Source organism: Pandoraea cepalis, assembly GCF_902459665.1.
Classification (GTDB): domain Bacteria; phylum Pseudomonadota; class Gammaproteobacteria; order Burkholderiales; family Burkholderiaceae; genus Pandoraea; species Pandoraea cepalis.
In genome coordinates this window covers 92,094-114,984 of the sequence record NZ_CABPSL010000019.1, presented here as the reverse complement: position 1 = coordinate 114,984, position 22,891 = coordinate 92,094, and the positions used below count along the sequence as shown (strand labels likewise).

The 22,891-nt window shown below is 65.7% G+C and carries 23 protein-coding genes; 17 read left to right on the top strand and 6 right to left on the bottom strand.

Features of this window, described 5'->3' with window-relative positions; genetic code table 11:
- The 3 genes from odhB to zapE form a co-directional block, all read left to right on the top strand.
- Positions 1-850 (top strand): 2-oxoglutarate dehydrogenase complex dihydrolipoyllysine-residue succinyltransferase (odhB, locus tag PCE31106_RS20050; protein WP_150564486.1); only part of this gene is annotated, 850 nt, incomplete at its 5' end.
- Between the two features lie 99 nt (positions 851-949).
- Positions 950-2,377, top strand: coding sequence for a dihydrolipoyl dehydrogenase (lpdA, locus tag PCE31106_RS20045; protein WP_017231547.1), 1,428 nt, complete (start codon positions 950-952; stop codon positions 2,375-2,377).
- 93 nt (positions 2,378-2,470) lie between these two features.
- On the top strand, positions 2,471-3,568 hold the full coding sequence (zapE, locus tag PCE31106_RS20040; RefSeq protein WP_017231548.1) for a cell division protein ZapE: 1,098 nt from the start codon (positions 2,471-2,473) through the stop codon (positions 3,566-3,568).
- Between the two features lie 39 nt (positions 3,569-3,607).
- On the opposite strand, the gene PCE31106_RS20035 is transcribed toward zapE, so the two are convergent.
- Entirely contained in the window at positions 3,608-3,934 is a 327-nt protein-coding gene (locus PCE31106_RS20035) for a hypothetical protein (RefSeq protein ID WP_150564485.1), read from the bottom strand.
- Between the two features lie 219 nt (positions 3,935-4,153).
- Here PCE31106_RS20035 and PCE31106_RS20030 point away from each other — a divergent pair, with 219 nt between their 5' ends.
- Complete coding sequence (locus PCE31106_RS20030) at positions 4,154-4,804, top strand: DUF2939 domain-containing protein (protein WP_150564484.1); 651 nt, start codon at positions 4,154-4,156, stop codon at positions 4,802-4,804.
- A 176-nt stretch (positions 4,805-4,980) separates the two neighbouring features.
- Positions 4,981-5,463, top strand: coding sequence for a DUF2147 domain-containing protein (locus PCE31106_RS20025; protein WP_150564483.1), 483 nt, complete (start codon positions 4,981-4,983; stop codon positions 5,461-5,463).
- A gap of 426 nt (positions 5,464-5,889) precedes the next feature.
- Here the strand turns inward: PCE31106_RS20025 and PCE31106_RS20020 are convergent, their stop codons facing one another.
- The 5 genes from PCE31106_RS20020 to PCE31106_RS20000 all read right to left on the bottom strand — a co-directional run bounded on the left by PCE31106_RS20020 (position 5,890) and on the right by PCE31106_RS20000 (position 11,220).
- Positions 5,890-7,122, bottom strand: coding sequence for a collagen-like triple helix repeat-containing protein (locus PCE31106_RS20020; protein ID WP_150564482.1), 1,233 nt, complete (start codon positions 7,120-7,122; stop codon positions 5,890-5,892).
- Positions 7,123-7,162: 40 nt separating this feature from the next.
- On the bottom strand, positions 7,163-7,894 hold the full coding sequence (locus PCE31106_RS20015) for a MarR family winged helix-turn-helix transcriptional regulator (RefSeq protein WP_150564481.1): 732 nt from the start codon (positions 7,892-7,894) through the stop codon (positions 7,163-7,165).
- Between the two features lie 67 nt (positions 7,895-7,961).
- Entirely contained in the window at positions 7,962-9,125 is a 1,164-nt protein-coding gene (locus tag PCE31106_RS20010) for a collagen-like triple helix repeat-containing protein (RefSeq protein WP_150564480.1), read from the bottom strand.
- A gap of 39 nt (positions 9,126-9,164) precedes the next feature.
- On the bottom strand, positions 9,165-10,871 hold the full coding sequence (locus PCE31106_RS20005; RefSeq protein ID WP_150564479.1) for a collagen-like triple helix repeat-containing protein: 1,707 nt from the start codon (positions 10,869-10,871) through the stop codon (positions 9,165-9,167).
- 28 nt (positions 10,872-10,899) lie between these two features.
- Complete coding sequence (locus PCE31106_RS20000) at positions 10,900-11,220, bottom strand: hypothetical protein (protein WP_150564478.1); 321 nt, start codon at positions 11,218-11,220, stop codon at positions 10,900-10,902.
- A gap of 926 nt (positions 11,221-12,146) precedes the next feature.
- Between PCE31106_RS20000 and PCE31106_RS19995 the strand changes: the two genes are divergently transcribed.
- From PCE31106_RS19995 to PCE31106_RS19940, 12 genes are all read left to right on the top strand, one after another.
- On the top strand, positions 12,147-12,332 hold the full coding sequence (locus PCE31106_RS19995) for a Flp family type IVb pilin (protein WP_150564477.1): 186 nt from the start codon (positions 12,147-12,149) through the stop codon (positions 12,330-12,332).
- Positions 12,333-12,477: 145 nt separating this feature from the next.
- The gene (locus tag PCE31106_RS19990) at positions 12,478-12,678 is read left to right on the top strand and encodes a Flp family type IVb pilin (RefSeq protein WP_017234999.1); all 201 of its coding nucleotides are present in this window, start codon (positions 12,478-12,480) and stop codon (positions 12,676-12,678) included.
- Between the two features lie 13 nt (positions 12,679-12,691).
- Complete coding sequence (locus PCE31106_RS19985) at positions 12,692-13,171, top strand: prepilin peptidase (protein WP_017234998.1); 480 nt, start codon at positions 12,692-12,694, stop codon at positions 13,169-13,171.
- A 211-nt stretch (positions 13,172-13,382) separates the two neighbouring features.
- Positions 13,383-13,859, top strand: a complete 477-nt coding sequence (locus PCE31106_RS19980; protein WP_026132154.1) for a TadE/TadG family type IV pilus assembly protein — start codon at positions 13,383-13,385, stop codon at positions 13,857-13,859.
- Positions 13,860-14,014: 155 nt separating this feature from the next.
- Positions 14,015-15,046, top strand: coding sequence for a Flp pilus assembly protein CpaB (gene cpaB, locus PCE31106_RS19975; protein WP_150564476.1), 1,032 nt, complete (start codon positions 14,015-14,017; stop codon positions 15,044-15,046).
- A gap of 128 nt (positions 15,047-15,174) precedes the next feature.
- Entirely contained in the window at positions 15,175-16,509 is a 1,335-nt protein-coding gene (locus PCE31106_RS19970) for a type II and III secretion system protein family protein (protein WP_150564475.1), read from the top strand.
- 76 nt (positions 16,510-16,585) lie between these two features.
- The gene (locus tag PCE31106_RS19965; protein WP_017231743.1) at positions 16,586-17,926 is read left to right on the top strand and encodes a MinD/ParA family protein; all 1,341 of its coding nucleotides are present in this window, start codon (positions 16,586-16,588) and stop codon (positions 17,924-17,926) included.
- A 1-nt stretch (position 17,927) separates the two neighbouring features.
- Positions 17,928-19,304, top strand: a complete 1,377-nt coding sequence (locus PCE31106_RS19960; protein WP_150564474.1) for a TadA family conjugal transfer-associated ATPase — start codon at positions 17,928-17,930, stop codon at positions 19,302-19,304.
- Positions 19,301-20,224 (top strand): type II secretion system F family protein, encoded by a 924-nt coding sequence (locus PCE31106_RS19955; protein WP_150564473.1) that lies wholly within the window; start codon positions 19,301-19,303, stop codon positions 20,222-20,224. The genes PCE31106_RS19960 and PCE31106_RS19955 overlap by 4 nt, the downstream gene beginning before the upstream one ends.
- Positions 20,225-20,243: 19 nt before the next feature.
- Positions 20,244-21,263, top strand: coding sequence for a type II secretion system F family protein (locus PCE31106_RS19950; protein ID WP_150564472.1), 1,020 nt, complete (start codon positions 20,244-20,246; stop codon positions 21,261-21,263).
- Positions 21,260-22,237, top strand: coding sequence for a tetratricopeptide repeat protein (locus PCE31106_RS19945; RefSeq protein WP_150564471.1), 978 nt, complete (start codon positions 21,260-21,262; stop codon positions 22,235-22,237). Before PCE31106_RS19950 ends, PCE31106_RS19945 begins: the two co-directional genes overlap by 4 nt.
- A gap of 70 nt (positions 22,238-22,307) precedes the next feature.
- Positions 22,308-22,853: a DUF3613 domain-containing protein gene (locus PCE31106_RS19940; protein ID WP_254441215.1), complete on the top strand. Its 546-nt coding sequence runs from the start codon at positions 22,308-22,310 to the stop codon at positions 22,851-22,853.
- Positions 22,854-22,891: the final 38 nt, after the last annotated feature.

Here is a 22,891-nt window from a genome sequence, read left to right as displayed (position 1 = left end):
CTCGGGCCGCGACGGTCGCGTGACCAAGGGCGACGCCCTGGCCGCGGGCGCCAAGCCGGCTGCCGTCGCATCGTCGATCCCGGCACCGGCCCCGCGCGCCGCGCTGCCGTCGGTGGCCGCTTCGGTGGGCCGCGACACGTCGCTTGAAGGCCGTCCGGAACAGCGCGTGCCGATGTCGCGCCTGCGCGCCCGTATCGCCGAGCGCCTGCTGCAATCGCAACAGACCAACGCCATTCTGACCACGTTCAACGAGGTCAACATGAAGCCGGTGATGGATCTGCGCAACAAGTACAAGGACAAGTTCGAGAAGGAGCACGGCGTGAAGCTGGGCTTCATGTCGTTCTTCGTCAAGGCCGCGGTCCACGCGCTCAAGAAGTACCCGGCCGTGAACGCCTCGATCGACGGTAACGACATCGTCTACCACGGCTACTTCGACATCGGTATCGCGGTCGGTTCGCCGCGTGGCCTGGTGGTGCCGATTCTGCGCAATGCCGACCAGCTGAGCCTGGCCGACATCGAGAAGAAGATCGCCGAATACGGCAAGAAGGCGGCCGACGGCAAGCTGTCGATCGAAGAAATGACCGGCGGTACGTTCTCGATCTCGAACGGCGGTGTGTTCGGTTCGATGCTGTCGACCCCGATCATCAACCCGCCGCAGTCGGCCATTCTGGGCGTGCACGCCACGAAGGACCGCGCGGTCGTGGAGAACGGCGAGATCGTCATTCGCCCGATGAACTACCTGGCCATGAGCTACGACCACCGTATCATCGACGGTCGCGAAGCCGTGCTGAGCCTCGTCGCCATGAAGGAAGCGCTGGAAGATCCGGCGCGCCTGCTGCTCGACCTGTAAGCGATAGCGCGCATTGCGCGGCGCTGCCCGGCCATCTTCGCATGGCCGGGCAGCGCCGCGCCTCCCCCTGCCGTCTACCTTCAGTGAGTCACAATCAAAATGGCAAAAGAATTTGATGTAGTCGTAATCGGCGCCGGCCCCGGTGGTTATATTGCCGCCATCCGCGCTGCCCAACTCGGTTTCTCGGTCGCTTGCGTCGAGAAATGGACCAACCCGGCCGGCAAGATGGTGCTCGGCGGGACCTGCCTGAACGTCGGATGCATTCCGTCGAAGGCGCTGCTCGCCTCGTCGGAAGAGTTCGAGAAGATCGGTCATCACCTGGCCGATCACGGTATCACCACGTCGGACGTCAAGATCGACATCGAGAAGATGCTCTCGCGCAAGCAGGGTATCGTCGACAAGATGACGGGCGGTATCGAATACCTGTTCAAGAAGAACAAGATCACGTGGCTCAAGGGTCACGGCACGATCATTGCCAAGAACGACGGCGGCTATCAGATCGATGTGAAGGGTGCCGAGGCGGAGTCCGTCACGGCAAAGAACATCATCATCGCTACCGGTTCGAAGGCGCGTCATCTGCCGGGCATGCCGGTCGACAACAAGCTCATCTCGGATAACGAAGGTGCGCTCTCGTTCGACACTGTGCCGAAAAAGCTGGGCGTGATCGGCGCCGGCGTGATCGGTCTGGAGCTGGGTTCGGTATGGCGCCGTCTGGGTGCCGAAGTCACCGTGCTCGAAGCCATGCCGGAATTCCTGGCGGCGGCCGATGCCGGCGTTGCGAAGGAAGCGGCCAAGCAGTTCAAGAAGCAGGGACTGGACATCAACGTCGGCGTGAAGGTCGGCGAGGTCAAGACCGGCAAGAACAACGTCACGATCAGCTACACGGACAAGGACGGCAACGCCAAGACGCTCGACGTCGATCGTCTGATCGTGTCGGTCGGCCGCGTGCCGAACACCGATGACCTCGGCCTGGGCAACATTGGTTTGGCGACCGATGAGCGCGGCTTCATTCCGGTGGACGACCACTGCCGTACCAAGCTGCCGAACGTGTACGCGATCGGCGACGTGGTGCGTGGCCCGATGCTCGCGCACAAGGCCGAAGACGAAGGCGTGCTGGTGGCGGAAGTCATCGCTGGCCAGAAGCCGCACATCGACTACAACTGCATTCCGTGGGTGATCTACACGTCCCCGGAAATTGCCTGGGTCGGCAAGACCGAGCAGCAATTGAAGGCCGAAGGCCGTGAGTTCAAGCCGGGTCAGTTCCCGTTCGCGGCCAACGGCCGTGCGCTGGGCATGGGCTCGTCGGACGGTTTCGTGAAGGTGCTGGCCGATGCCAAGACCGACGAGATCCTCGGCGTGCACGTGATCGGCCTGAACGCTTCGGACCTGATCGCCGAAGCCGTGGTGGCGATGGAGTTCAAGGCGGCGTCGGAAGACATCGGCCGTATCTGTCATCCGCACCCGTCGCTGTCGGAAGTGATGCGTGAAGCCGCCCTCGATGTCGAGAAGCGCGCGCTGAACAAGTAAGTCGCTTTACGCTGACAGTACGATCAAAGGCGAGGCAACTCGCCTTTGTTTTTTCCCCGATTTCCTCTGCCCCCCGGCCGGTCGCCGCACCGCATGAACGTTCGCGAATACTATCAACAGGAGCTGGCCGCGCGCGGCTACGAGCCCGATGAGGCGCAGGAGCGCGCCGTCGAGCGTCTGCAACAGTGCTACGACGAATGGGCGGCATACAAGGCCAGGCGTTCGAGCACCCTCAAGAAGTGGCTCGTGCATCCCGATCTGCCCAAGGGCGTGTATCTGTGGGGCGGGGTGGGCCGTGGCAAGAGCTTCCTGATGGACAGCTTCTACTCGGTGGTGCCGCTGCAGCGCAAGACGCGTCTGCATTTCCACGAGTTCATGCGTGAGGTACATCATCAGTTGCAGGCGCTCAAGGGGCAGCCCGATCCGCTCGACGAATTGGCCAAACGCATCGCCAAGCGGTATCGCCTGATCTGCTTCGACGAATTCCACGTCTCCGACGTGGCCGACGCCATGATCCTTCACCGCCTGCTTGCCGAGCTGTTCAAGAACGGCGTGCAGTTCGTGATGACGTCGAACTATCGTCCCGACACGCTGTACCCGGACGGTTTGCATCGTGATCGCGTGCTGCCCGCGATCCGGCTGCTCGAAGAGAAGCTCGACGTGCTCAATGTCGACGCCGGCATCGACTATCGACGCCGCACGCTGGCGCAGGTGCAGGTCTATCACTATCCCCTTGGCAACGAGGCGAATCGAGCGCTGCGTGCGGCGTTTGCCGAGATCGCCGGGGTTCCCGACGAGAGCCCGGTGCTGCATATCGAGCAGCGCGAGCTGAAGGCCCTGCGTCGCGCGGGCGGCGTGGTGTGGTTCAACTTCCATATGTTGTGCGGGGGCCCACGTTCGCAGAACGACTATCTCGAACTGGCCAACCGCTTCCACACCGTCGTGCTATCGGACGTGCCGAAGATGACGCCGCGCATGGCGTCGGAGGCGCGCCGCTTCACATGGCTCGTCGACGTTTTCTACGACCACAAGGTCAAGCTGCTGATGTCGGCGGAAGTCGCGCCCGAGGAGTTGTACGTGGAGGGCACGCTCGCTAACGAGTTTGCTCGGACGGTGTCGCGTCTGGTGGAGATGCAGTCATTGGAATATCTTGAAGCCCCGCGTCGCGTGGTGGATACGTCGCTCACCTGAGCGTTGCGCGCCGCGTGTAGACCGCTCGCGGGTTTGCGTTCAGCGTGAACGCGTGCCGCGATCGCCATGATCGCGCCCACGCGGGGCGTCGGCGGGCGGTGGCGGGGGTGCTTGCCGCTGTTCGCGCAGATGGTTGTAGATGTCGCCGCGCAAGTCGCCCTGCGGCCGTACGGCCTGAGGCGGCGGCCGTGACGGTTCAGGCCGTGCGCCGCCGCGGTGATTGCCGCGTCCGTCGGGGCGCTCGGCGCCCTGTGCAAACCAACTCTGGAAAAACCGGCTGTTCGACCACGGATGTGCCGTTGCGCCCAGGGCGGTGACGGCCAGCATGACGCAACACGTCATCCGGACAAGTCGGGTGAGCCGCATGGTGCCACCTCCTTGTCGGTTGAACTGCCGCGTACCCTGCACGTACCATGCTCTGCCGAGTGGGCGAGCGCCGGAACGTGTCACGTATTTGCGGCCACGTTTCCAGAGTAAAAGGGCGCGGCGTCGCTTGCTGTAAAGATTTGTAAAGCAATGTAAGCCAGCAGGGGAGAGTGGCAGTACGTCGCCTACTATGCGCAGTTTGATTGACGGAGTTTTGCCATGCGTAAGCGGTCAACGATCGCGATATCCCTCGGGGCACTGGTTGTCGTGCTGGGTCTACTTTTCGGCACGCCGTATTACACGTTGTGGCGGGCGCGCGACGCGGCCGATGCGCGCGATGCGACGGCGCTGTCGTCGTACGTCGACTATCCGGCCGTGCGTGAAAGCCTGAAAACGAGTCTTCACGACGAACTCTCTCGTCAGATGGACAAGCAGCGTGGCAACGCCTTCGGGGCCCTTGCCCTCGCGCTCGGTGGGTGGGTGTCGGATCGCGTTGTGGAGGCGTTGCTCACGCCGGAAGCGGTGGCGGCCATGCTGCGGGGTGACAGCACCGGATTGCCGCCAGCGCCCGGAGCACCCGCGCCGCGCGATGCGGCACCGCAGGCGCAGGGCAGCGCCCCGCCGGCGCCGCCGCCGGCCGCAGCCGACCCCTATGCCGCCAACCCGCCCGACGCGCGCTCAGGTGATGCGTCGCCGTCGTCGGGCAACACACCGCCGCGTACCACCACGCGGACCGAGTATCAGGACTTCAATCATTTCCTTGTCCATGTGTCGCGCAGCGACCGTCCGACGCGCATCGTGACGTTCACGCTGACGCGACGCAATCTCGTGCAGTGGCGTCTGACCGCGATTGCCTTGCCGCCGTTGTAATCGTCGACGGCGGCGGGGCGCTCGGCACGCGCGGCGATTTCGGCTAGAGGACTTCCTCAGCACGGCGTTACGCCTTTGGCGTAATCTGCAAAGCGACTCGCGCGAGTAGCGGTGCGGTGATGACGGCTATCGTGAGTCCTACGACAATCAATTCCGTATCCGGGAGGATGACAATCATGAAGCAAATTTCGAACGCGACGTCGTGGCGACGTCTGGGGGCGCACGCGCTCGTTGCAGTGGCATTGTTGGGTGGCGTTGCCAAGGCGGCAATCGCGTCCAACGACATGTCGCCGGTCGGCGTATGGAAGACCATCGACGACAATACCGGCAAGCCGAAGGCGCTTGTCACGATCTCGGAAAAGGACGGTGAATACGTGGGCGTCGTCACCAAGGGCCTTGGCGAAAACGACGATCCGGCGCGTGTCTGCACGGCCTGCACCGACGCGCGCAAGGGACAGAAGATGCTGGGCATGCAGATCATTCGCGGCATCCGCAAGGACGGCGAAGTGTATGACGGCGGCAAGATCCTCGATCCGGAAAACGGCATGGAGTACAGCTGCAAGATCACCGTGATCGACGGCGGCAAGAAACTCGACGTGCGTGGCTACCTCGGGATTTCGCTGCTCGGTCGCACGCAGACCTGGATCCGAGACCAGTAATCGGCGTCGGCGTCGCGTCGGGGTCGTTGCTACGATTCTTCTGCACCGCCACTGCGCCATAGGCAGATTCTGCAGGACACCCAAGGCAAGAAGACCCGGACGAGTACTCGTCCGGGTCTTTTTTGTTGGTGTGCGAGCGCGACGCTAACGCAACACGCAACAACGTCACAGCGCGGTGGCCGCAACGTGTCATGAGATCGCCGACCTCGACGACCTCGATCACGTTCACAGCCGTCTGTCGGAATGAGCGACCGCTCGACGCCAGACACGGCAAAGCCCGGCCAGTGTCGCTTCACTGTCCGGGTTTGCCGTCGTCATTGGGCCTGCACCCCGCCGACGTTCCCCCTCTCGCGATCTTGCGACGCTTAGGTACGTCGCGCTACTCTCCCATCCCCTGTCTCGTCACTGTCCCGCTTCCGTCTAGCTTTATTTGGCCACGCCGCCCAGCAGTCCCGTCACCGGCGCGAGCAGGCCGCTTGCGCCGCCCGTGCCGCTGGTGCTACCCGAACCGACGCTGGCCAGCGTCGCAAGCGGCGCAGTGACCGTGTTCAGCAGCGTCGTCACGGGGGCCAGCGCAGTGCCAGCACCGCCGCTGGCGCCCGAGAGACTCGTCACACCGCCCAGCAGGCCCGTGACGGCCCCCAATGGATTGCTGCCGGATGCGCCCGTCGCACTCGACAGCCCGCCGAGCAAACCGGTGAGCGCGCCCAGCGGATTGTTGCCGCTCGCCGTGGTCGGCGTCACCGTGGTGTTCCCCACGTTGGCGAGCACGTTGCCGAGCGCATTCGGTTGCGTCGCGCTGGTGGTCCCTGAGAGCAGGCCGCCCGCACTCGTGACGGTGTTGCCCAGCGCCATGAGCGGATTGCCAAGGCTTGCGACAGCGGCGTTCGGTGCGGCCGCCTTGACCTGCGCGCCGGTCGAATTCAATGCGCCGCCCAGTGTGCCGAGCAGACCGGCCGCCGGAGTGCCCAGACCGGTGGTGTTGCCGAGCGTCTGCGTTGTCGTCGTGAGCGTATTGGTGATCGGTGTGATGGCCGACGAGAGGGCCGTCGTCGCTTGAACGACGGGGACGCTCGTCAGTGCCTGAGTGAGTGCCGAACCGCCTTGCACGCCCCCCTGGCCAACGGTCGCGACGGCGGTGCCCAGCACGCCCGTGAGCGTGTCGATGGGTGTGTTCGCCAGCGGGCCACTCTTGCCGATGCCGGCAATGCCGCTGCCGAGCGATACCCCGGCATTGCCGAGATCGGACACAACACCGCCCGTGCTCGCGAGCGTGGTGCCGACCGGGTTCGTGCCGGACGTGCCGAGCTGGCCCAGTCCGCTACCCACGCCTTTGCCCAGGTCCGTGACGGCATTACCCGTTTGCGTGAGCGCGCCGCCGAAACCCTGCGTGGCTTGCGTGGATACGCCGGGCACCGTCGTGCCGGCGACCTGATTGCCGAGCGCGCTCACCACCGAGCCGACCGAACTGACGACACCGGCGCTGCTCGTGGTCGGATTCGTGGGGTTGGTCGGCGTGACGGGATTCGTCGGGTCCGACGGGTTGGTCGGCGTGTTCGCCGTGGCGCCGCTGCCGCCGCCCGAACTGGAGCAACCGGTAACACTGACGATGCTCGCCACCAGCACGGCAAGCATCGTGGGACGCAAAAGCTTCGACATGAGTTTTCTCCTCGTTGGGGTCGTGGTCGTCGACGCGCGTTCAGACCTTGGTCGACGCGCTTCGGCCATTGGAGACCAGACCGGCGATGTCCTGATCGGCCTCGAAGCGAAGACGGAAGGTTTCGCTCTTCAGGGTGCGGATGCTCTGCACCAGGAAATCGTGAATCGCGGCGAGTTCGCTCTGGTCGTATGCCGCGCTGACCGCCGTGAGTTCGCGCGAGACTGAGGACAGGAACTGTTCGATCTGAGCGCAACGCTCTTCGATGGGGTGGATCATCACCATGCGCCGGTCGTGCGGGTTCTTCTCCCGCTCGACGAAGCCCGCGCGCTCGAGCCGATCGATGACCGTGGTGATGCCGCCCGAGCTGACGCCCATGAGTTCGGCGAGCTGGCCCGCGGTAATCGACTCGATTTCAAGGATGAGATCGAGCGCGTTCAGGTCGGTGACATTCAGGCCGAGCTGCTCGGCAAGCGCTGCGTGATACAGCGCCGTGTACACGGCGAGCCGGCGTCCGAGCGAGCGGACGATGCCGGCGACGAGATCGTTACGGTTCGTGTGTCGGTCGCTCATGGTGCCGTGCGATGTGTTGAGCGGGGAGGCCGTCGACGTCGCCCCGGAGGCGGCGCCCGAATCGACGCCGTATGTGTTGTGGCGGTGGCCGGCGGCGAACCCGTTGCCGGTGTCGCGCATGGCGACGGGTTCGGAAAGTTGCGGGGCGCAATCGCCATGACCGCGCATCAGAACGCTGGTGTCGGGAATGAAGCGGGCCATGGCATCTCCTTATCGATGAATCACGTGGTGCGCGCGCGATTCGCGCGACGCACCATTGGACTGGCGATTACTTGCCGACGCTGGCCACACTGCCGAGCAGGCTGGTGACCGGTGCGAGCAGTCCCGTCAGACCGCCCGTTGCGCCGCCCGAGCTACCGCCAGCCGTGCTCGTCACACCGGAGAGCAGGCTCGTGACCGGGGCCAGCGGGCTGCTGCTGCCGCCCGACGTGGCGCCACTCACCCCGCCGAGCAGGCCGGTGACCGGCGCGAGCGGGCTGCTGCCCGAACCGCCGAGGCCGCCGAGCAATCCCGTGACCGAGCCGAGCGGGTTCGACGAACCGCCTGCGGTCGTCGTGCCCAGGTTGCCCAGCAGCGATCCGAACGGATTCGCCGAGCCGGTGGAGGTGCTGCCGTTCAGGAACGTGCCGACGCCACCCACGGTGTTGCCGGTGGCAATCACCGTGTTGCCGAGTGCGGTGACGACCGGGTTCGACGACGTACCCTGCATCGTCGTGCCGACCGTGGCGACGCCGCCGCCGACCGTCTGCAGCAAGCCCTGTGCCGGACTGCCCAGGCCCGTGGTCATTCCCACGGTGCGGGTGGTGTCGGACACGACATTGGTGATCGGCGTGATGGCCGACGAGAGCGCCGTGGTGGCCTGAACCACCGGGCCGCCCGTGAAGGCCTGTTTCAGGATCGCACCGCCGGCGATGCCACCTTGGCCGACGGTCGCGACCACGTTGCCAAGTGCCCCGGTCAGCGTATCGACGGGCGTGCCTGCCAGCGGACCGCTCTTGCCGACACCGGCCACGCCGCTGCCCAGCGATACGCCTGCCTGACCGAGGTCGGTCACGACATTGCCCGTGCTCGCGAGCGTGGTGCCGACCGGATCCGCCGAGGCACCCGTTTGGCCGAGACCGCTGCTCACGCCGTTGCCGAGGGCGGTGACGGCGTTGCCGGTCTGCGTGAGCGCACCGCCGAAGCCTTGCGACGCTTGCGTGGACACGAGCGGCAATTGGGTGCTGGAAACCTGATTGCCCAAGGCGCTGACGACGTTGCCGGCGGAACTCACGACGCCGCCTGCGCCGGTGGCGGTCGTGCCGACGGCATTCGGGGTGCCCGAGGTGCCGCCCGAAGCGCCGCTCCCGCCGCCGCCGCTGGAGCAGCCGGTGAGGGCGATGAGGCCGATGGCGGCCGAAGCCAGGAGGGTGCGTTGAAGTGCGTTGGTCATGATGTCTATCTCCCTAGATCGTTCTGGATGGATGCCTGGTTACTTCTTGGCGCCGAGCAAGCCGCCGAGCAGATTGGTCACCGGCGCGAGCGGGCCGCTGCTGCTACCCGAGCCTGTGGCTCCGCCGACCGTGCCTGTCACGGAACTGAGCAGCGCCGTCACCGGGGCCAGAGCACCGCCTGCCGCCGTGCCACCCGTCCCCGTCGAAGCGCCGCCGGTGGCGGTGCCAAGGGCACCGGTCAGGCCAGAGACGAGGCTCGTGACCGGAGCCAGCGGATTGCTGCCCGAGGCGCCGCCGGTGGCACCGCCGAGCGCGCCCGTCAGGCCAGAGACGAGGCTCGTGACCGGAGCCAGCGGATTGCTGCCCGAGGCGCCGCCCGTGGCACCGCCGAGCCCGCCGGTCAGGCCCGAGACGAGGCTCGTGACCGGGGCCAGCGCGTTGCTGCCCGAGGCGCTGCCCGTGGCACCGCCGAGCCCGCCGGTCAAGCCCGAGACGAGGCTCGTGACCGGGGCCAGCGGGTTGCTGCCCGAGGCGCCGCCCGTGGCACCGCCGAGCGTGCCGGTCAGGCCGGAGACGAGGCTCGTGACCGGGGCCAGCGGGTTGCCACCCGAGGTGCCGCCGGTAGCACCGCCGAGCGTGCCCGTCAGGCCGGAGACGAGGTTCGTGACCGGCGCCAGCGGGCCTGCGCCAGCGCCACCACCGAGGCCACCGGGCAGCCCGCCAAGGAGCGAGGTGAGCGGGGCGAGGGGGTTGGTGCTCGTCGGGGTGCCGTGGACCGCGCCGCCCAGGCTGGCCACCGTGTTACCCACGCCCGCCACGATGCCGCCGACGTCGGTGGCCACCGGATTGTTGAGCTGACCGGCGATCTGCGTGCCGACACCGGCCAGGCCGCCGCCGATTTGCGCCAGCAGCCCGGAAACCGGTGTGCCGAGGCCTGTCGTGTTACCGACCGTTTGCGTGGTATTGGTCACGACGTTCGTGATCGGCGTGATGGCCGACGAGAGCGATGTGGTCAGTTGCTGCACCGGGCCGCTCGTGATCGTCTGCGTCAAACCGCTGCCGAGGCTTTGGCCTGCCATGCCTACCGACGTCACGACACCGCCAAGCAGCGAAGTCACGCCATTGACCGGCGTATTGGCCAGCGGACCGGTCTGCCCGAGGCCGGCGACGGCGCTACCCAGTTGCGTGCCGGCCGTGCCGAGGTCGGTGACCGCGCCGCCCACGCTGGCGAGCGTCGGATTGAGCGGATCGCTCACCGAACCCAGCTTGCCGAGACCGTTCGTGAGGCCATTGCCAAGCGTCTGCACAGCGTTGCCGGTCGAGACGGCGGCGCCGGCGAGACCACTTTGCGTTTGCGTGCTGACCAGCGGCAGTTGCGTGCCGGCCAGCGTGGTGCCCAGATCGCTGACGGTCTTGCCGACTTGCGTCACGACACCCGTGCTCGCAGTGGCGGCCACGGTGCCGATCGGGTTGGTGGCGGCGCTGCTTCCGGTGCCGCCGTTCCCGCTGCCGTTTCCATTGCCGCCGCTTCCGTTCCCACTTCCGCCGCTGCCATTGCCGCCGAGGCCCGAACCGTCGGTCACCGTACCGGCGCCCGTTCCGCCGCCGCCGCCGGTACCGGCGCTGGTGCCGCTATCGCCGAGTGACCCGCTGGTGCCGCCGGAGCCCGAACTCGCGCAGCCGGTCATCGTGACGATCGCGAGCAGGCAGGCGGAAGCGAGAAGATGGCGTTGAATGTTTTTCATGATGATGTCCTCTGGTCTGTATCGTTGGTCAGGCGAGCGCGTCTTGCGCTGCCAATCGGCTGTTCATGCGTTGTGCGATGAGTGCGAACAGGAGCGCGTTGACGATCGCGCTATCGGGGCCCGTCATCGCGTGGGCCGAATGCGTGTGGTCGGCGCGAGCGGCGATGGGCGAATCGGTCGGTGTGGCGGTGGCGCGTACGCCACCGCCTTCTGCACCGCCCCTCCCTGGGCTTGCGCCTCTACGATCGTTCTCGGCAGCAGCGCTGCGCTGCGTTGCCGCGATGCGTTGCTGACCGCCAGACAGGGCGGCGGGGCGCGGCATCGTTTGATTGGTATTGCCAATGATCATGGTGTCCCCCGGTGATCTTCAGCGTTGCGATGCAGGGATATCCGCAAGAGCTGTGCCAATCGCCAAGGCTGGGTTTGAATAAAACTTCTAGTTTTTCCGGAGGCGGGCTGAAAAGCCTGTATTTACTTGCGTTTCGGAAAACAAGAATCTTTCGGATCGAGAGATCGACCGTCTTCGGAAGGGGGATGGGGCAGGGTTAACGCCATCGAAAAATGAGCGGTTTTCGTCGAAATGACGTTCCCGTTACGGGGGGTGTTACGGGGAACGTTACGTAACGTTCCCGGGGAGGCCGATGTCGGTGTCGTGTAGAAATACGAAGTAAATTGCCAAGCCATGCGACGTTTGAGCGTGCAAGGCGCGCAAAGGGTGGATGCTGGCGTGTCGCGGCGCTGGCGAGCCGAATCTCGTTTCTGGGCGAGGCGTGTGTCGGGGGATGTCGGGAGGCGGGGGATGTTGAACGAAGTGCAACGGTGATCAACAGCGACAACACGGGGTGAATCCGTTGAATCAGATGAATCGATATTTAGCGGCGTGCTACAGGTATTGCGCGTGCACGTGTGGCGTGACACCCATCATGGTTTTCCCTCGCGGGCGTTGGATTACCTGGATTTGGAGTATTGTTTGATCCATCGATGTAACGCTTTCTTACATTCTTCAGGGTGATTGGAAGCAAGGCTCTAGTTTTTGTTTGCAGGTTTAAATTAGCATCGAAAAAAAGCGTACGCCGCGACAAAAGCGGTATCGACAAGCTTAGAAATATTGGCGTACAACGCAAAAGAGGTTCGCAAGCCTGACGGCGCAACGAATCCGAGGCCGAACTCAAGCATTGATAAGCGATATGGCGCACGTGCGTCGGCGACCGAGAGGCCGTCGATGTTCCGTTGTGTCCGAACGGGCGCTTGGCGCCTTTTTAGTGGGAGCGTGATATGAAACTCGGCAATCGCATTCGACTGTTTGCTCGCGACGAACGCGGGGTCACGGCACTGGAGTACGGCATTCTCGCCGCGATCGTGGCCGTGCTGATCGGTGGCACAGTCTATACGAAACTGTCAGACGTGTTCGATTCGGTATTTACGAAGATCACGTCGGTCGTCACGAACGTCGGTTCGTGACGTTTCGGCATCGCTGCCTGTTTGGCGCCGGCGTGAGCGCGGTGGCACGGGTGTCGAGATTGTGGGTGGCAATATTGGGAAGGACACCGTAATTTTCTGGCGTCCTTCAGGGTGGCGGGCGGGAGTATTCGCGAGGACGCGAATCATGCGGGCAAAGCGAACAGGGGAGGCCGGACGGCAGCGCAGCCTGTCCCGGCAGACAGGGGTCACGGCGCTTGAGTACGGCATTCTGGCCGCCATCGTCGCCCTCTTGGTCGGCGCGACGGTGTTCACCAATTTGACGACCGTGCTAACGAATGTGTTCAGCAACCTCACATCGGTCGCAACGTCCGCCGTGAACCACTGACGCGAGACGCAACGTGCTCACCTTGCTGTGGCTGTTATGCCTGCCGATCGTGATCACCGATCTGGTCGCGCGCCGTATCCCGAATGTCTGGCTGTTGGGCGTAGGAGGGCTGGCACTGATCTGGATTGCATGGCGAGCGTGGCATGGCGAGCCTCGGGTCATGTGGGTTCACGGGCTCGGCGCGCTGTTGGGATTGATCGCACTGCTACCTTTCTGGTGGCGCAACGTGATGGCGGCGGGCGATGTCAAGCTTTTCGCGCTGATTGGGCTGGTGGCAGGATATTCCGCGCTGCTGCCGGTTTGGTGCCTGGCCAGCGTGGCGGCTGGGGGGCATGCGCTGGTGTTGTTGACCTTGCGGTTGAAGTGGCTATCGCGATGGTGCGATGGTCTGAGCGCTTCCACCGCCTGGCAACGCGTTCTGCAGTGGCGAGCCGGACGCATCGGATTGCCCTATGGGGCCTATCTGGCAGCGGCGGCGCTTGTAGTGCGGTAGGTGCGGTCGTAACAAAGGTTGCATTGAGTCAGGCAGCGGCAGGTCGTGCGAGTCTCCACGCCACATGCCGCAGGCGACGACAGGCGATGACGAGTGCGGCGGCAAGCGGCACCGAAATAACGAGAGGCGCGGGCGACGCCGCGCAAATTAGTATGACCAATGCGTCGCCAAACACGGCCACACAGTGCCGTGAGCGACGGGGAGCATCGTCATGAAGCGGTTTGGGGCACGGGCAGGGTCAGGGTTGCGAGGCACGCGCTCGCGTGGCGTCGCCGCGCTGGAATTCATGCTCATCCTGATGATCCTGCTGCCCGCGTTCTATGTTGCCGTCGCGTTCTCCATCACCATTCTTGCCCGGCAGATGCTGACGCAGGCCGCCTCCGAGGCTGGCCGCGCCATGCTGCGCGCCGGCACCATGGCGCAGCGCCAGGGATACGCCACGCAGGCGATCAACACCACGTTGACCTGGCCGTCGGCGTCGGCGGTGAGCACCGGTTTTACGCCCGACGCGACCTACCCGTGTCCGGCGTCGGGCACCAGCGCCAGTTCGCAATGCATCGTTCACGTCACGTTGACGCTGACCCAGCCGATGACCGTCAATTGGCCGGGGCTGGGAGCGCTCGTGCCGCAAAACATTGTCGGGACGGCCGCGATCACGCTCGACACATCGACGTTGGGCGGCAGCTGAATGAGAGACGCGAGCATTACAGGAAAGCGGCGCGCCGGTGCCACGAACATTCACCCCGAGCGCCCAAATGAGATGTGCGGTTATGCCAGGTTGTCATGCCGTCGGTTCGCCGGCGTCCCGCAAGTTGTGACTGAACGGCCCTCAGGCCCCAAGCCATGAACAAAGCCACCAAGATTCTTGCTGCTGTGTTGGTTGTCGCCGGTGTGTTGCTCGCGCTATTCGCGCTGCGTCTCGGCACATCCAACGCGCCGGCGCCGGCCGCGACGCCTTCACCGGTAACCCAGACGCTCACGCAGCGCTATCCGGCCGTGGTGGCGGCCAAGGCGCTCGCGCCGGGCCAACCCATCGCAGCAGACGGCGTGAAGCTCGTCTCGTTCGATAGCCAGACCGCGGGCGGCTTCGCCAACCCGGCCGACGTCGTGGGCCGCGTGCCCCTCATTGCCCTCGCGGCCGGCGTGCCCGTTACGCAAAACGCGCTCGCACGCGGCCTCGCCCTGCAGCTCGCGCCGGGCGAGCGGGCCGTGGCCATTCCGGTCTCCGAGACCGTCGGCGTGAGCAACCGCATCCGTCCGGGGGATTACGTCGACGTCTTCTTCACGATGAAAACCAATCGACCGGCAGGACCGGCAGGACCGGCAGTGGGCTTGGTTGATGACACGCAAGCGCGTCTGCTGGCCTCCCGCGTGCGGGTGCTGAGCTATGGCAACGCATCGCTCGACGATGTGTCGCCGCCGCCGGCCACGCCGAGCGTGGCGTCCAGCGTGCAAGCCGCCACGACCACCGCCCCGGCGCCTGCGCAACCGGCCATCAATGCGCAGGCGCCCATGCCGGCGACTGCCGCGGTCGTGGCCGTGCCGGTGGCCGACGTCAATCGGGTGGTGCTTGGTACACAGCAGGGCAAGATCACGCTGGCGCTTCGCAACCCGGGGGACGACGCCAAACCCGACCCGTCGCTGTTCCCGGCGCCACCGCCCGTGCTCGCGGGCAAGGCCGGACTCAAGGCGGATGACAAGGCGGCGCTCGAGACGCCCGAGAACCAGGCCTATGCCGGCATTGCCGCGACGGGGCTGGCGGGTGCACCGACGCGCGCGCCGACGGGGACCCCCCATGTGGCGGGTGCACGGGGGAGCGGCGGCGCCACGATCGAAGTCGTTCGCGGCGCGCAGCAAAGCACCGCCGCTTATTGACGCCGCCGATGCCTACGGATTCGACCCGAAACGCTACGCCAGTTCACCCACACAGTGACCGATATCGCCACGCCATGATCAGAAGCCAGGTTCGCACTGCCAGACGACAGACCCGACGCGTGACGGGCATGCTGTTGTGCTTAGCCGCGCTGCTCGCGTGCGCCGCCACAGTGTCGGTGCGTCTGGCCGATGCGGCCGACACCGGCTCGGGCGCCGGATCGCGCTCGCTGACGCTGGGGGTTCACGAGCAACGCGAACTGCAAGTGCCCGGCGCGCTCGAGCGCGTTGCCGTGGCCGATCCGGCGGTGGCGGATGTCGTCGTGCTCAAGGGCTCGGGCGGACGACGCGGCTCGGTGCTGGTCGTCGGCAAGCAGGCGGGCACCACGCAGATCGCCGCGTGGCCGCGTGGCGGCGAACCGGTGCGTTGGGAAGTGCATGTGAAGGGCAGTCTGCAGGGCGCCCTGGGCGATACCGGCACGGCCAGCGTGGATGCGCGTGGCGGCGCGGCGCTTATCAAGGGGCATGCGAATACCGTCATCGAACACAGCGCACTGCAATCGGCGGCGCTCGATGCGGCGGGCAAGGGCGGCGTCGTCGTCGATCGCTCGACGGTCGGGGACACTGGGGTCGTGCAGGTCGACGTGAAGATCGTCGAGATCAATCGCAATATTCTCAATCAGTTGGGGGCGCGCTTCGGCGCGTCGAAAAAGACCGGGTCGGGCACCTTCGGCGTGAGTTCAGCGCTTAACTCCGCCTTCGGCGGCGCGGGTGGGACGAGCGCCGTGCCGAACTTCGGTTCGTTCTTCGGCTCGGTTACCCGCGGCGCGTTCAGCATGGCGGCGGAGATCGATCTGCTGCAATCGAACGGTCTCGGCCGGGTGCTTGCGGCGCCGACCCTGGTGGCCCTCTCCGGCCAGAGCGCGAGCTTCCTGGCGGGTGGCGAGATTCCGGTGCCGCAGTCGGGCGGCCTTGGCACCACCACCATCGTCTACAAGCCGTTCGGCGTCGGGCTCACGGTCACGCCGACGATTCTTGCGCCGAACCGCATTGCGCTGAAGGTGGCGCCCGAGGCGTCGGACATCGACTACACGAATGCCATTGTGACCGACTCGACGCAGATTCCTGCCATCACGACACGTCGTGCGGACACGACCGTCGAGTTGGGCGACGGCGAGAGCTTCGTCATCGGCGGCCTGATTTCGCGCACCACCACCGCCGCCGTCGACAAGGTGCCGCTGCTCGGCGACCTGCCGCTCATCGGCGCATTTTTCCGCAATCTGAAGTACAACAGCGCCGAGAAGGAGCTGGTGATCGTCGTCACGCCCCATCTGGTCAAGCCGGTGGCAAAAGGGGTGGCGATGCCGTTACCGGGCGATACGCGCGAGCGTCGCCCGGGCCCCGTGTGGGGCGCCTACTTGATGGGTGTAGCAAGCGACAGCGAACTGCCGGGTTTTTCGAAATAACGTCGATACGGGTACCAAGAAGGTACGGAGCGGCGCAGAGGCGAGAGCCCGGGGCAGGGAAGTCAGGAGTGCATAAATGAACGCACCGACGCGAATACTGGACACCATGACAGAGTTGCATCGCTTCCTCTTTTGCAGCGCGCATGCGGGCCACGGTCAGTGGCTCTCGGCGGCGTTGCGCGACGAGGGCGTGGTGTTGCAGGAGGCGGGCCGTCCGGCGCAATTGCAGCAGCGCATTGGCGATCTCGATCCGCAGGTCGTGCTGCTCGATTTCTCCGGCGAACCGACCGGCCATGCCGACGACGCCGCCGACGGCGGCTTCGCCGGTGCCATCGAACTCGCGCACATGCTCAAGCGCGTGGCGCCCAAATTGCCTCTGGTGGCGGTGGGCTCGATGGTGCGGGCCGACGGCATGAAGGCGGCCATTCGCGCCGGGGTCCACGATTTTATCGATATGCACTCGACGCACGAGGAGGCGCTCGACGTCATTCGCCGGGTGGTCGATCAAACGCCACCGCCCAGTGTCGTCGCGCCTCAACGTCACGGGCGCTTCGTGGTGCTGCTCGGCGCGCGCATCGGCGTGGGGTGCAGCACGCTCGCCGCGCATCTGTCGCAACTCGGGCAGGAGATGGTCGTGGGCGCGCATCCCGACAAGGCGGTCCGGGCGGCGAAGGTGCCGGCGAACAAGGACGATAAGTTCGATGCCTCGCTACTCGGTCATGTGGCGCTGCTCGATCTCGGTTTGCCGTCCGGTGACGGCCTGCTGTATCTCAACACGCAAAGTCAGTTCAGCTTCGCCGAAGCGGTGCAGAATCTGCGTCGCTTCGACGAAACGCTCGTGCATACGGCGGTCTCGCATACGCCGAGCGGTCTCGCGGTGTTGCCGCTGCCACTCGATCTCGGCGACATGCGTAGCGTGGCCGCGGCCGATGCGCTGGCGCTGACCGACCGTCTGCGGGCGTTCTTCGATCTGATCGTGGCCGACCTCGGCGGCTTCTCGAATCCCGCGTTCGTCGCGAGTCTCGTGCGCGCGGCCGACGAGGTCTGGCTGGTCGTCGACCAGAGCGTGGGTGCGATTGTCTCGCTCGCGTCGATGTTGCGCGATCTCGAAGAGAAGAGCGTGGAGCGCCATCACCTGCAGCTCGTGCTCAATCGCTACGACCCGCGTTACGGCATGGCGGCCGATCAGATCGCCAAACGCTTCGAGATTCCGCTGCTCGCCACACTGCCCGATCGTCCCTTGGCCATGCTCTCGGCCACCAATCAGGGCAAGCTGATTCTCGATACCGCGCGCGGCGATCCGTACGTGCGCGCGTTGCAACCGCTCGTCGAACGACTGATCAGCGCGCAACATGCGGGGGCGGCAGCACAACGTCATTCGTCGGGCTGGCTGGGCCGATTCATGGGAAAGCACTGATATGACCGACTCCATCGAATTTGCCGACGACAAGCGCGCGTTTGCCAATTCACAGCAGTTTCAGGACATCAAGACGGCAGCGCACGAACACCTGCTCGCGCGGATCGAGGAACTCGGTGCGGAATTCGGGCGCTGGAGCCGCAGCGCGATTCAGCAGTTCGTCGATCTGGAGATGGACGGCTTCGTGCGACTGCGCCGCATCCCGATCAACGAATCGGAATTGCGCCAGATTTCCGATGCGCTCACGAAAGAGCTGGCCGGCTTCGGACCCATCGAGGATCTGCTCGCGGATCCTGCGGTGGAAGACATTCTGATCAACGGGTACAACGACGTGTATGTGTCGCGCGAGGGCGTGCTCGCGCGTGAAGCGTTGCGCTTTTCGGACAATCAGCATCTGCTGCGCATCGTGCGACGCATTCTTGCTCCCATCGGGCGCCGTCTCGACGAGTCGAACCCGATGGTCGACGCGCGCCTGCCCGACGGCGGGCGCCTGAACGTCGTGATCGAGCCGTTGGCCGTCGACGGGCCGGTGGTCTCGATTCGCAAGTTTCGCAAGGATCCGCTCAAGCCGTCCGACCTGCTCGCGCTCGGCAGCTTCAACGAAGAGATTTACGCGCTGCTCGACGCGGCAGTGCGCTCACGCTGCAACATTCTTGTCTCCGGCGGGACCAGCTCGGGCAAGACGTCGCTACTCAACGCGCTGGCCAGTTTCATTCCGGCGAACGAGCGCGTGGTGACGGTCGAGGATACGGCCGAGCTCTCGCTCAACCACCCGCACGTGGTGCGGCTCGAATCGCGTCAGGGCGGCTTCGACGGCGCGGGCGAGGTGTCGATTCGCGATCTGATTCGCAACAGTTTGCGCATGCGTCCCGACCGCATCATCGTGGGCGAAGTGCGCGGGTCCGAAGTGCTGGAAATGATGCAGGCGATGAACACCGGCCACGAAGGCTCGATGGCGACGATCCACGCCAACTCGCCGCGTGAATGCCTCTATCGCCTGGAGATGCTGGCGGGCTTCGCCGGGTTTCAGGGCAGCGAGAGCAGCCTGCGCCGGCAGATCACGAGCGCGCTCGATTTCATCGTGCAGATCGGCCGTCTGTCGAGCGGGCGCCGACGCATTCTGTCGATTACCGAGGTGACCGGGGTGTCGGATACGGTGATTTCGACGCAGGAGCTGTACCGTCACGAATCGGTCGTGGGGCCCGACGGCGAAGAGAAGGATCGTTGGGTCTCGCTCGGCCTTCAGCCGCACTCGCCGAAATTGCAGCGGTTCAAGGAGCAGACGCGCCATGCGGCGGCCGCCGCAGCAGCGCAATCGCAAAGCAACACGCCGCCGGATTCGGGCGGCGGTGGTGGCTTCTTCGGACGCCGTCGATGAATGCCATCGTGCTGTGGGTCATTGGCATCGCCCTGCTGCTGATCGCCGCAGGGTTGGAGCTATGGCGCCGCACGCACCAGCGCGTGAGAGTGCAGGCGACGCGCGCGTTTCTTGAACGGCAGCTCGCCCAGAGCGCGCCGCGGTTCGCGGCGAGCGAGAGCGACGCCGCGCGCGCGCCGCGTCGCAAGTCGTTGCCGTGGGAGTTTTTCTTCGAGCGCGCGGGTGTGCAGACCGATCCGATGTTCTACACGATGCTGGTCGCGCCCGGCCTGCTGCTGGTGATGCTGTTCTGGATGTGGCACGGGCCGCTCTCGGCCATCGTCGTACTGTTGATGTACGCCGTCGGCACAGTGCTGCGCTACTGGTTCAAGGCGGCGCGCCGGCATCGCAATATCGTGCGGCAGTTGCCGATCTTTCTCGACGGCATGGTGCGGATGCTGACCGTCGGCAATAGTCTGCCGGCCGCGTTCCAGACCGCCGCGGGCAATGCCGACATGCCGCTGCGCGAGCTGCTCGACCGTGCCGTGCGACAGGTGCAGGCAGGTGTGGATCTCGATGTTGCGCTCAAGCAGATCGCGCGTGTCTATCACGTCGAAGAGATTTATCTGTTCGCGTCGGTGGTCGACCTCTCCACCCGGTTCGGGGGACGCGCCGACCAGATCCTGTCGCGCATGGCGGGCTTCATGCGCGATCGCGAGCAGGCGCAAGCGGAACTGTACGCGCTGTCGTCCGAGACACGGCTATCGGCATGGGTGCTGGCCGCGCTTCCGATCATCGTCAGTGCCGTGCTGATGTTGCTCAATCCGAGATTCTTCGAGCCGATGTTCCAGGAGGCGTCCGGTCAGCGGCTGCTCGCGATCGGCCTGGGACTGGAAGTCTTCGGCGGCTTCCTGTTGTACCGGCTCGCCAAGTCGCTGTGAGCGAGAGGGACTGACCGATATGCACCTCGCCAACTCGCACCTGTGGATGATGCTGGGCCTGTTGATGGTCGCGGCCGGGCTGTTGCTGGCGGCGTCGGCGTTGCTCTTGCGTGCGATGCGTCAGGGACGCAGTGAACGGATGATCGATCAGGTGCTGGCCAGCCGCCAGCAACAGGCGCTGGCGGCACTGCGTGCGGCGAGTACGCCGGGCGGGCGTCAAGCGGGGCCTGACGACGACACGCTGGCGACCCATGAGGGCCGGCGGCAAGGCTGGCGCGCGTTGTTCGACCGTGCCGCGGCGCTGGGCAAGCAGTGGTCGGAAACGCGCCTGGGTCAGCATCTGATTGCGGCCGAGGATCGCCTGCTGCTCGCGCAATGCGGCTACGACAGCGTGCGGGCCAAGTCGCTGTTCCTGTTCACACGGGTGGCGCTCGCGGCGGTGTTGCCGCTGCTCATCTGGTTGTGGTTCCCGGGCAGCGGGGGTGTTGGCACGATGCTGCGCCTGATCGGTGCGGCCGGAGCCGGACTGCTCATGCCGAAGTTCTACGTGCAACGCAAGGCGACCCAGCGCCGTCGCGAACTGATCGAGGAGCTGCCATTGCTCATCGACTTGCTGCGGTTGCTGCAGGGGGTGGGCCTGTCGATGGATCAGAGCCTGTATGTGCTGGTGTCGGATTTTCGCGAAGTGCTGCCGATCCTGTCCAAGGAATTCGACAACGCCAATCGTCAGCACGCTTCCGGGCGTGGTCGCGAGGCGTCGCTGGGCCGCTTGCGCGAGGTCTACGACAACGACGATTTGCGCGCGCTGGTGCGGCTCATCGTGCAGGTCGAGCAGCATGGCGGGGCGGTGCAGGAGCCGCTGCAACAGTTCAGCGATCGCTTGCGCGAACAGCGCCGGCAGACGATGAAAGAGCGCATCGGCAAACTCACGGTGAAGATGACGCTGGCGATGATGCTGACCCTGTTACCCGCGCTGATGCTGGTGGTGGCGGGGCCGGCGATCCTGTCGCTAACGAAATCGATGGAGGCTATGCGGTGACCCGACGAATTCAGACACGACGCCTTGCCCGGGCCGCTGCCGCGACCCGCGTCCCACAGCCACCGCGCGCCCGTCGCGCGATGGCCGGCTCGCTGATGGCCGTGCTGTGCGCGGCGGCGCTTGCCGGGTGCAGCGGGCCGCGTATCGGCGGCTACGGTGCGCCGTCGGCGGCGGCGCTCATGCAGGCCGAGCAGAATGACGAGGCCATGGCCAAGGCGGCCAAGCCCGACACACGCGGGTTGTATCTGTCGATGATTCGCCAGATGCAGGAGCAGGGCGCGTATTTTGCGTCGCTCGCACATATCGACGAATTTCGGATGCAGTACGGCGCGGCGCCGGACATCGACATTCTCCGGGCCGATGCCTTGCGTGAGACGGGGCAGCCCAACGCCGCAGAGCAAGCCTACCGCCCGTTGCTGATCGGGAGCGAAGCGGCGGCGGCGTGGCACGGCATGGGGCTGGTGGAAGCGCAACGCAAGGATTACGCGGCGGCGGCGCGGGCGCTGCACGAGGCCGTGACGCGCGCGCCTACGCAGGCGTTCTACCTGAGCGATCTCGGTTTTGCGCTGTTGCGCAGCGGCGATACGGGGGCGGCCCGGGTTCCGCTCGCTCAGGCGGCCGAGCTGCGGCCTGACAGCCGCAAGGTGTTGAGCAATCTGGCGGTGTATCTCGTGGTGACGGGCGAGCGCTCGCGGGCCGATGAGGTGATGACGCGCGCCGACATGCCTCAGGCGACGCGCGACGCCATCGACAAACTGGCCGCCGACATCCGCGCCGAGGGACAGGCGCGCCGGGCGGCGGCCGATGCAGCGGCGGCACGCGCCGCCGCGCAGGCCGCGGCATCGATTCCGGCACCGCTGGCGCAGGCCCGGCTTGCACGTGCCGCGGTGGCGGCCGATACCACCGATGGCACCGATGGCACCCGCAGCGACATGCCGATGTCGCTGATGGACCGTTTCAGCCGCTCGCAGTGATGCGGTGGCTTCCGCCTTCATGCATGGCGCAGGACGCACGACGAGAATCACGCAATATCAGGGAGACGGGATGATGGCAGGTCAGAAACCACACGGAACATCGAGCCCCTGGCCGCGGCGGGCGACGCAGCTCGTTGCCGCCGTGCTCACGCTTTGGGCGGGCGCGGTCGCGGCGCAACTCAATGCGCCGATCACGGGGTCGATGGGCGGCGCTGACGCACGCAATGTCGCCGCGCCGGCACCGGCACCAGCTGTCTCGGCAACCCCCGCAGCGCAAACGGCGGCAGCGCCTGTAGAACAAACGAGGCGTGTGCCGCACAACGTCGTTCGGCGCGATACGGCACTGCGTGTCGGCGAGCATGCCCGCGACGGAATGCTCGGCGACGAAACCGAAGCGTTGCTCGCGCTGCAGGCGGGCAACCTGGCCGCCGGGCCGGGGCTGCCGATGCTCGGCTCAACGGCGTCGCGTGCCTACAAGCGCTATCTGGATAGCTTCACGTATCCGATTCCTCAGTTCTATCCGGCGATCGTCCAGGGCGATACGGGGACCGGCAACAATGGCGGGGGCAGCGCGGGCGCTGCGCCTGCCACAGCGGGGGCTGGCGCGAGCCAGTAACGTGTCATGACTGTGCGTGCGCGTTTGCGCCGAACGAA

What these genes read in the sequence shown, in the direction of transcription:
- lpdA (WP_017231547.1), top strand. Translation starts at nt 950, where the DNA reads ATGGCAAAAGAATTTGATGTAGTCGTAATCGGCGCCGGCCCCGGTGGT.
- zapE (WP_017231548.1), top strand. Translation starts at nt 2,471, where the DNA reads ATGAACGTTCGCGAATACTATCAACAGGAGCTGGCCGCGCGCGGCTAC.
- PCE31106_RS20035 (WP_150564485.1), bottom strand. Translation starts at nt 3,934, where the DNA reads ATGCGGCTCACCCGACTTGTCCGGATGACGTGTTGCGTCATGCTGGCC.
- PCE31106_RS20030 (WP_150564484.1), top strand. Translation starts at nt 4,154, where the DNA reads ATGCGTAAGCGGTCAACGATCGCGATATCCCTCGGGGCACTGGTTGTC.
- PCE31106_RS20025 (WP_150564483.1), top strand. Translation starts at nt 4,981, where the DNA reads ATGAAGCAAATTTCGAACGCGACGTCGTGGCGACGTCTGGGGGCGCAC.
- PCE31106_RS20020 (WP_150564482.1), bottom strand. Translation starts at nt 7,122, where the DNA reads ATGTCGAAGCTTTTGCGTCCCACGATGCTTGCCGTGCTGGTGGCGAGC.
- PCE31106_RS20015 (WP_150564481.1), bottom strand. Translation starts at nt 7,894, where the DNA reads ATGGCCCGCTTCATTCCCGACACCAGCGTTCTGATGCGCGGTCATGGC.
- PCE31106_RS20010 (WP_150564480.1), bottom strand. Translation starts at nt 9,125, where the DNA reads ATGACCAACGCACTTCAACGCACCCTCCTGGCTTCGGCCGCCATCGGC.
- PCE31106_RS20005 (WP_150564479.1), bottom strand. Translation starts at nt 10,871, where the DNA reads ATGAAAAACATTCAACGCCATCTTCTCGCTTCCGCCTGCCTGCTCGCG.
- PCE31106_RS20000 (WP_150564478.1), bottom strand. Translation starts at nt 11,220, where the DNA reads ATGATCATTGGCAATACCAATCAAACGATGCCGCGCCCCGCCGCCCTG.
- PCE31106_RS19995 (WP_150564477.1), top strand. Translation starts at nt 12,147, where the DNA reads ATGAAACTCGGCAATCGCATTCGACTGTTTGCTCGCGACGAACGCGGG.
- PCE31106_RS19990 (WP_017234999.1), top strand. Translation starts at nt 12,478, where the DNA reads ATGCGGGCAAAGCGAACAGGGGAGGCCGGACGGCAGCGCAGCCTGTCC.
- PCE31106_RS19980 (WP_026132154.1), top strand. Translation starts at nt 13,383, where the DNA reads ATGAAGCGGTTTGGGGCACGGGCAGGGTCAGGGTTGCGAGGCACGCGC.
- cpaB (WP_150564476.1), top strand. Translation starts at nt 14,015, where the DNA reads ATGAACAAAGCCACCAAGATTCTTGCTGCTGTGTTGGTTGTCGCCGGT.
- PCE31106_RS19970 (WP_150564475.1), top strand. Translation starts at nt 15,175, where the DNA reads ATGCTGTTGTGCTTAGCCGCGCTGCTCGCGTGCGCCGCCACAGTGTCG.
- PCE31106_RS19965 (WP_017231743.1), top strand. Translation starts at nt 16,586, where the DNA reads ATGAACGCACCGACGCGAATACTGGACACCATGACAGAGTTGCATCGC.
- PCE31106_RS19960 (WP_150564474.1), top strand. Translation starts at nt 17,928, where the DNA reads ATGACCGACTCCATCGAATTTGCCGACGACAAGCGCGCGTTTGCCAAT.
- PCE31106_RS19955 (WP_150564473.1), top strand. Translation starts at nt 19,301, where the DNA reads ATGAATGCCATCGTGCTGTGGGTCATTGGCATCGCCCTGCTGCTGATC.
- PCE31106_RS19950 (WP_150564472.1), top strand. Translation starts at nt 20,244, where the DNA reads ATGCACCTCGCCAACTCGCACCTGTGGATGATGCTGGGCCTGTTGATG.
- PCE31106_RS19940 (WP_254441215.1), top strand. Translation starts at nt 22,308, where the DNA reads ATGATGGCAGGTCAGAAACCACACGGAACATCGAGCCCCTGGCCGCGG.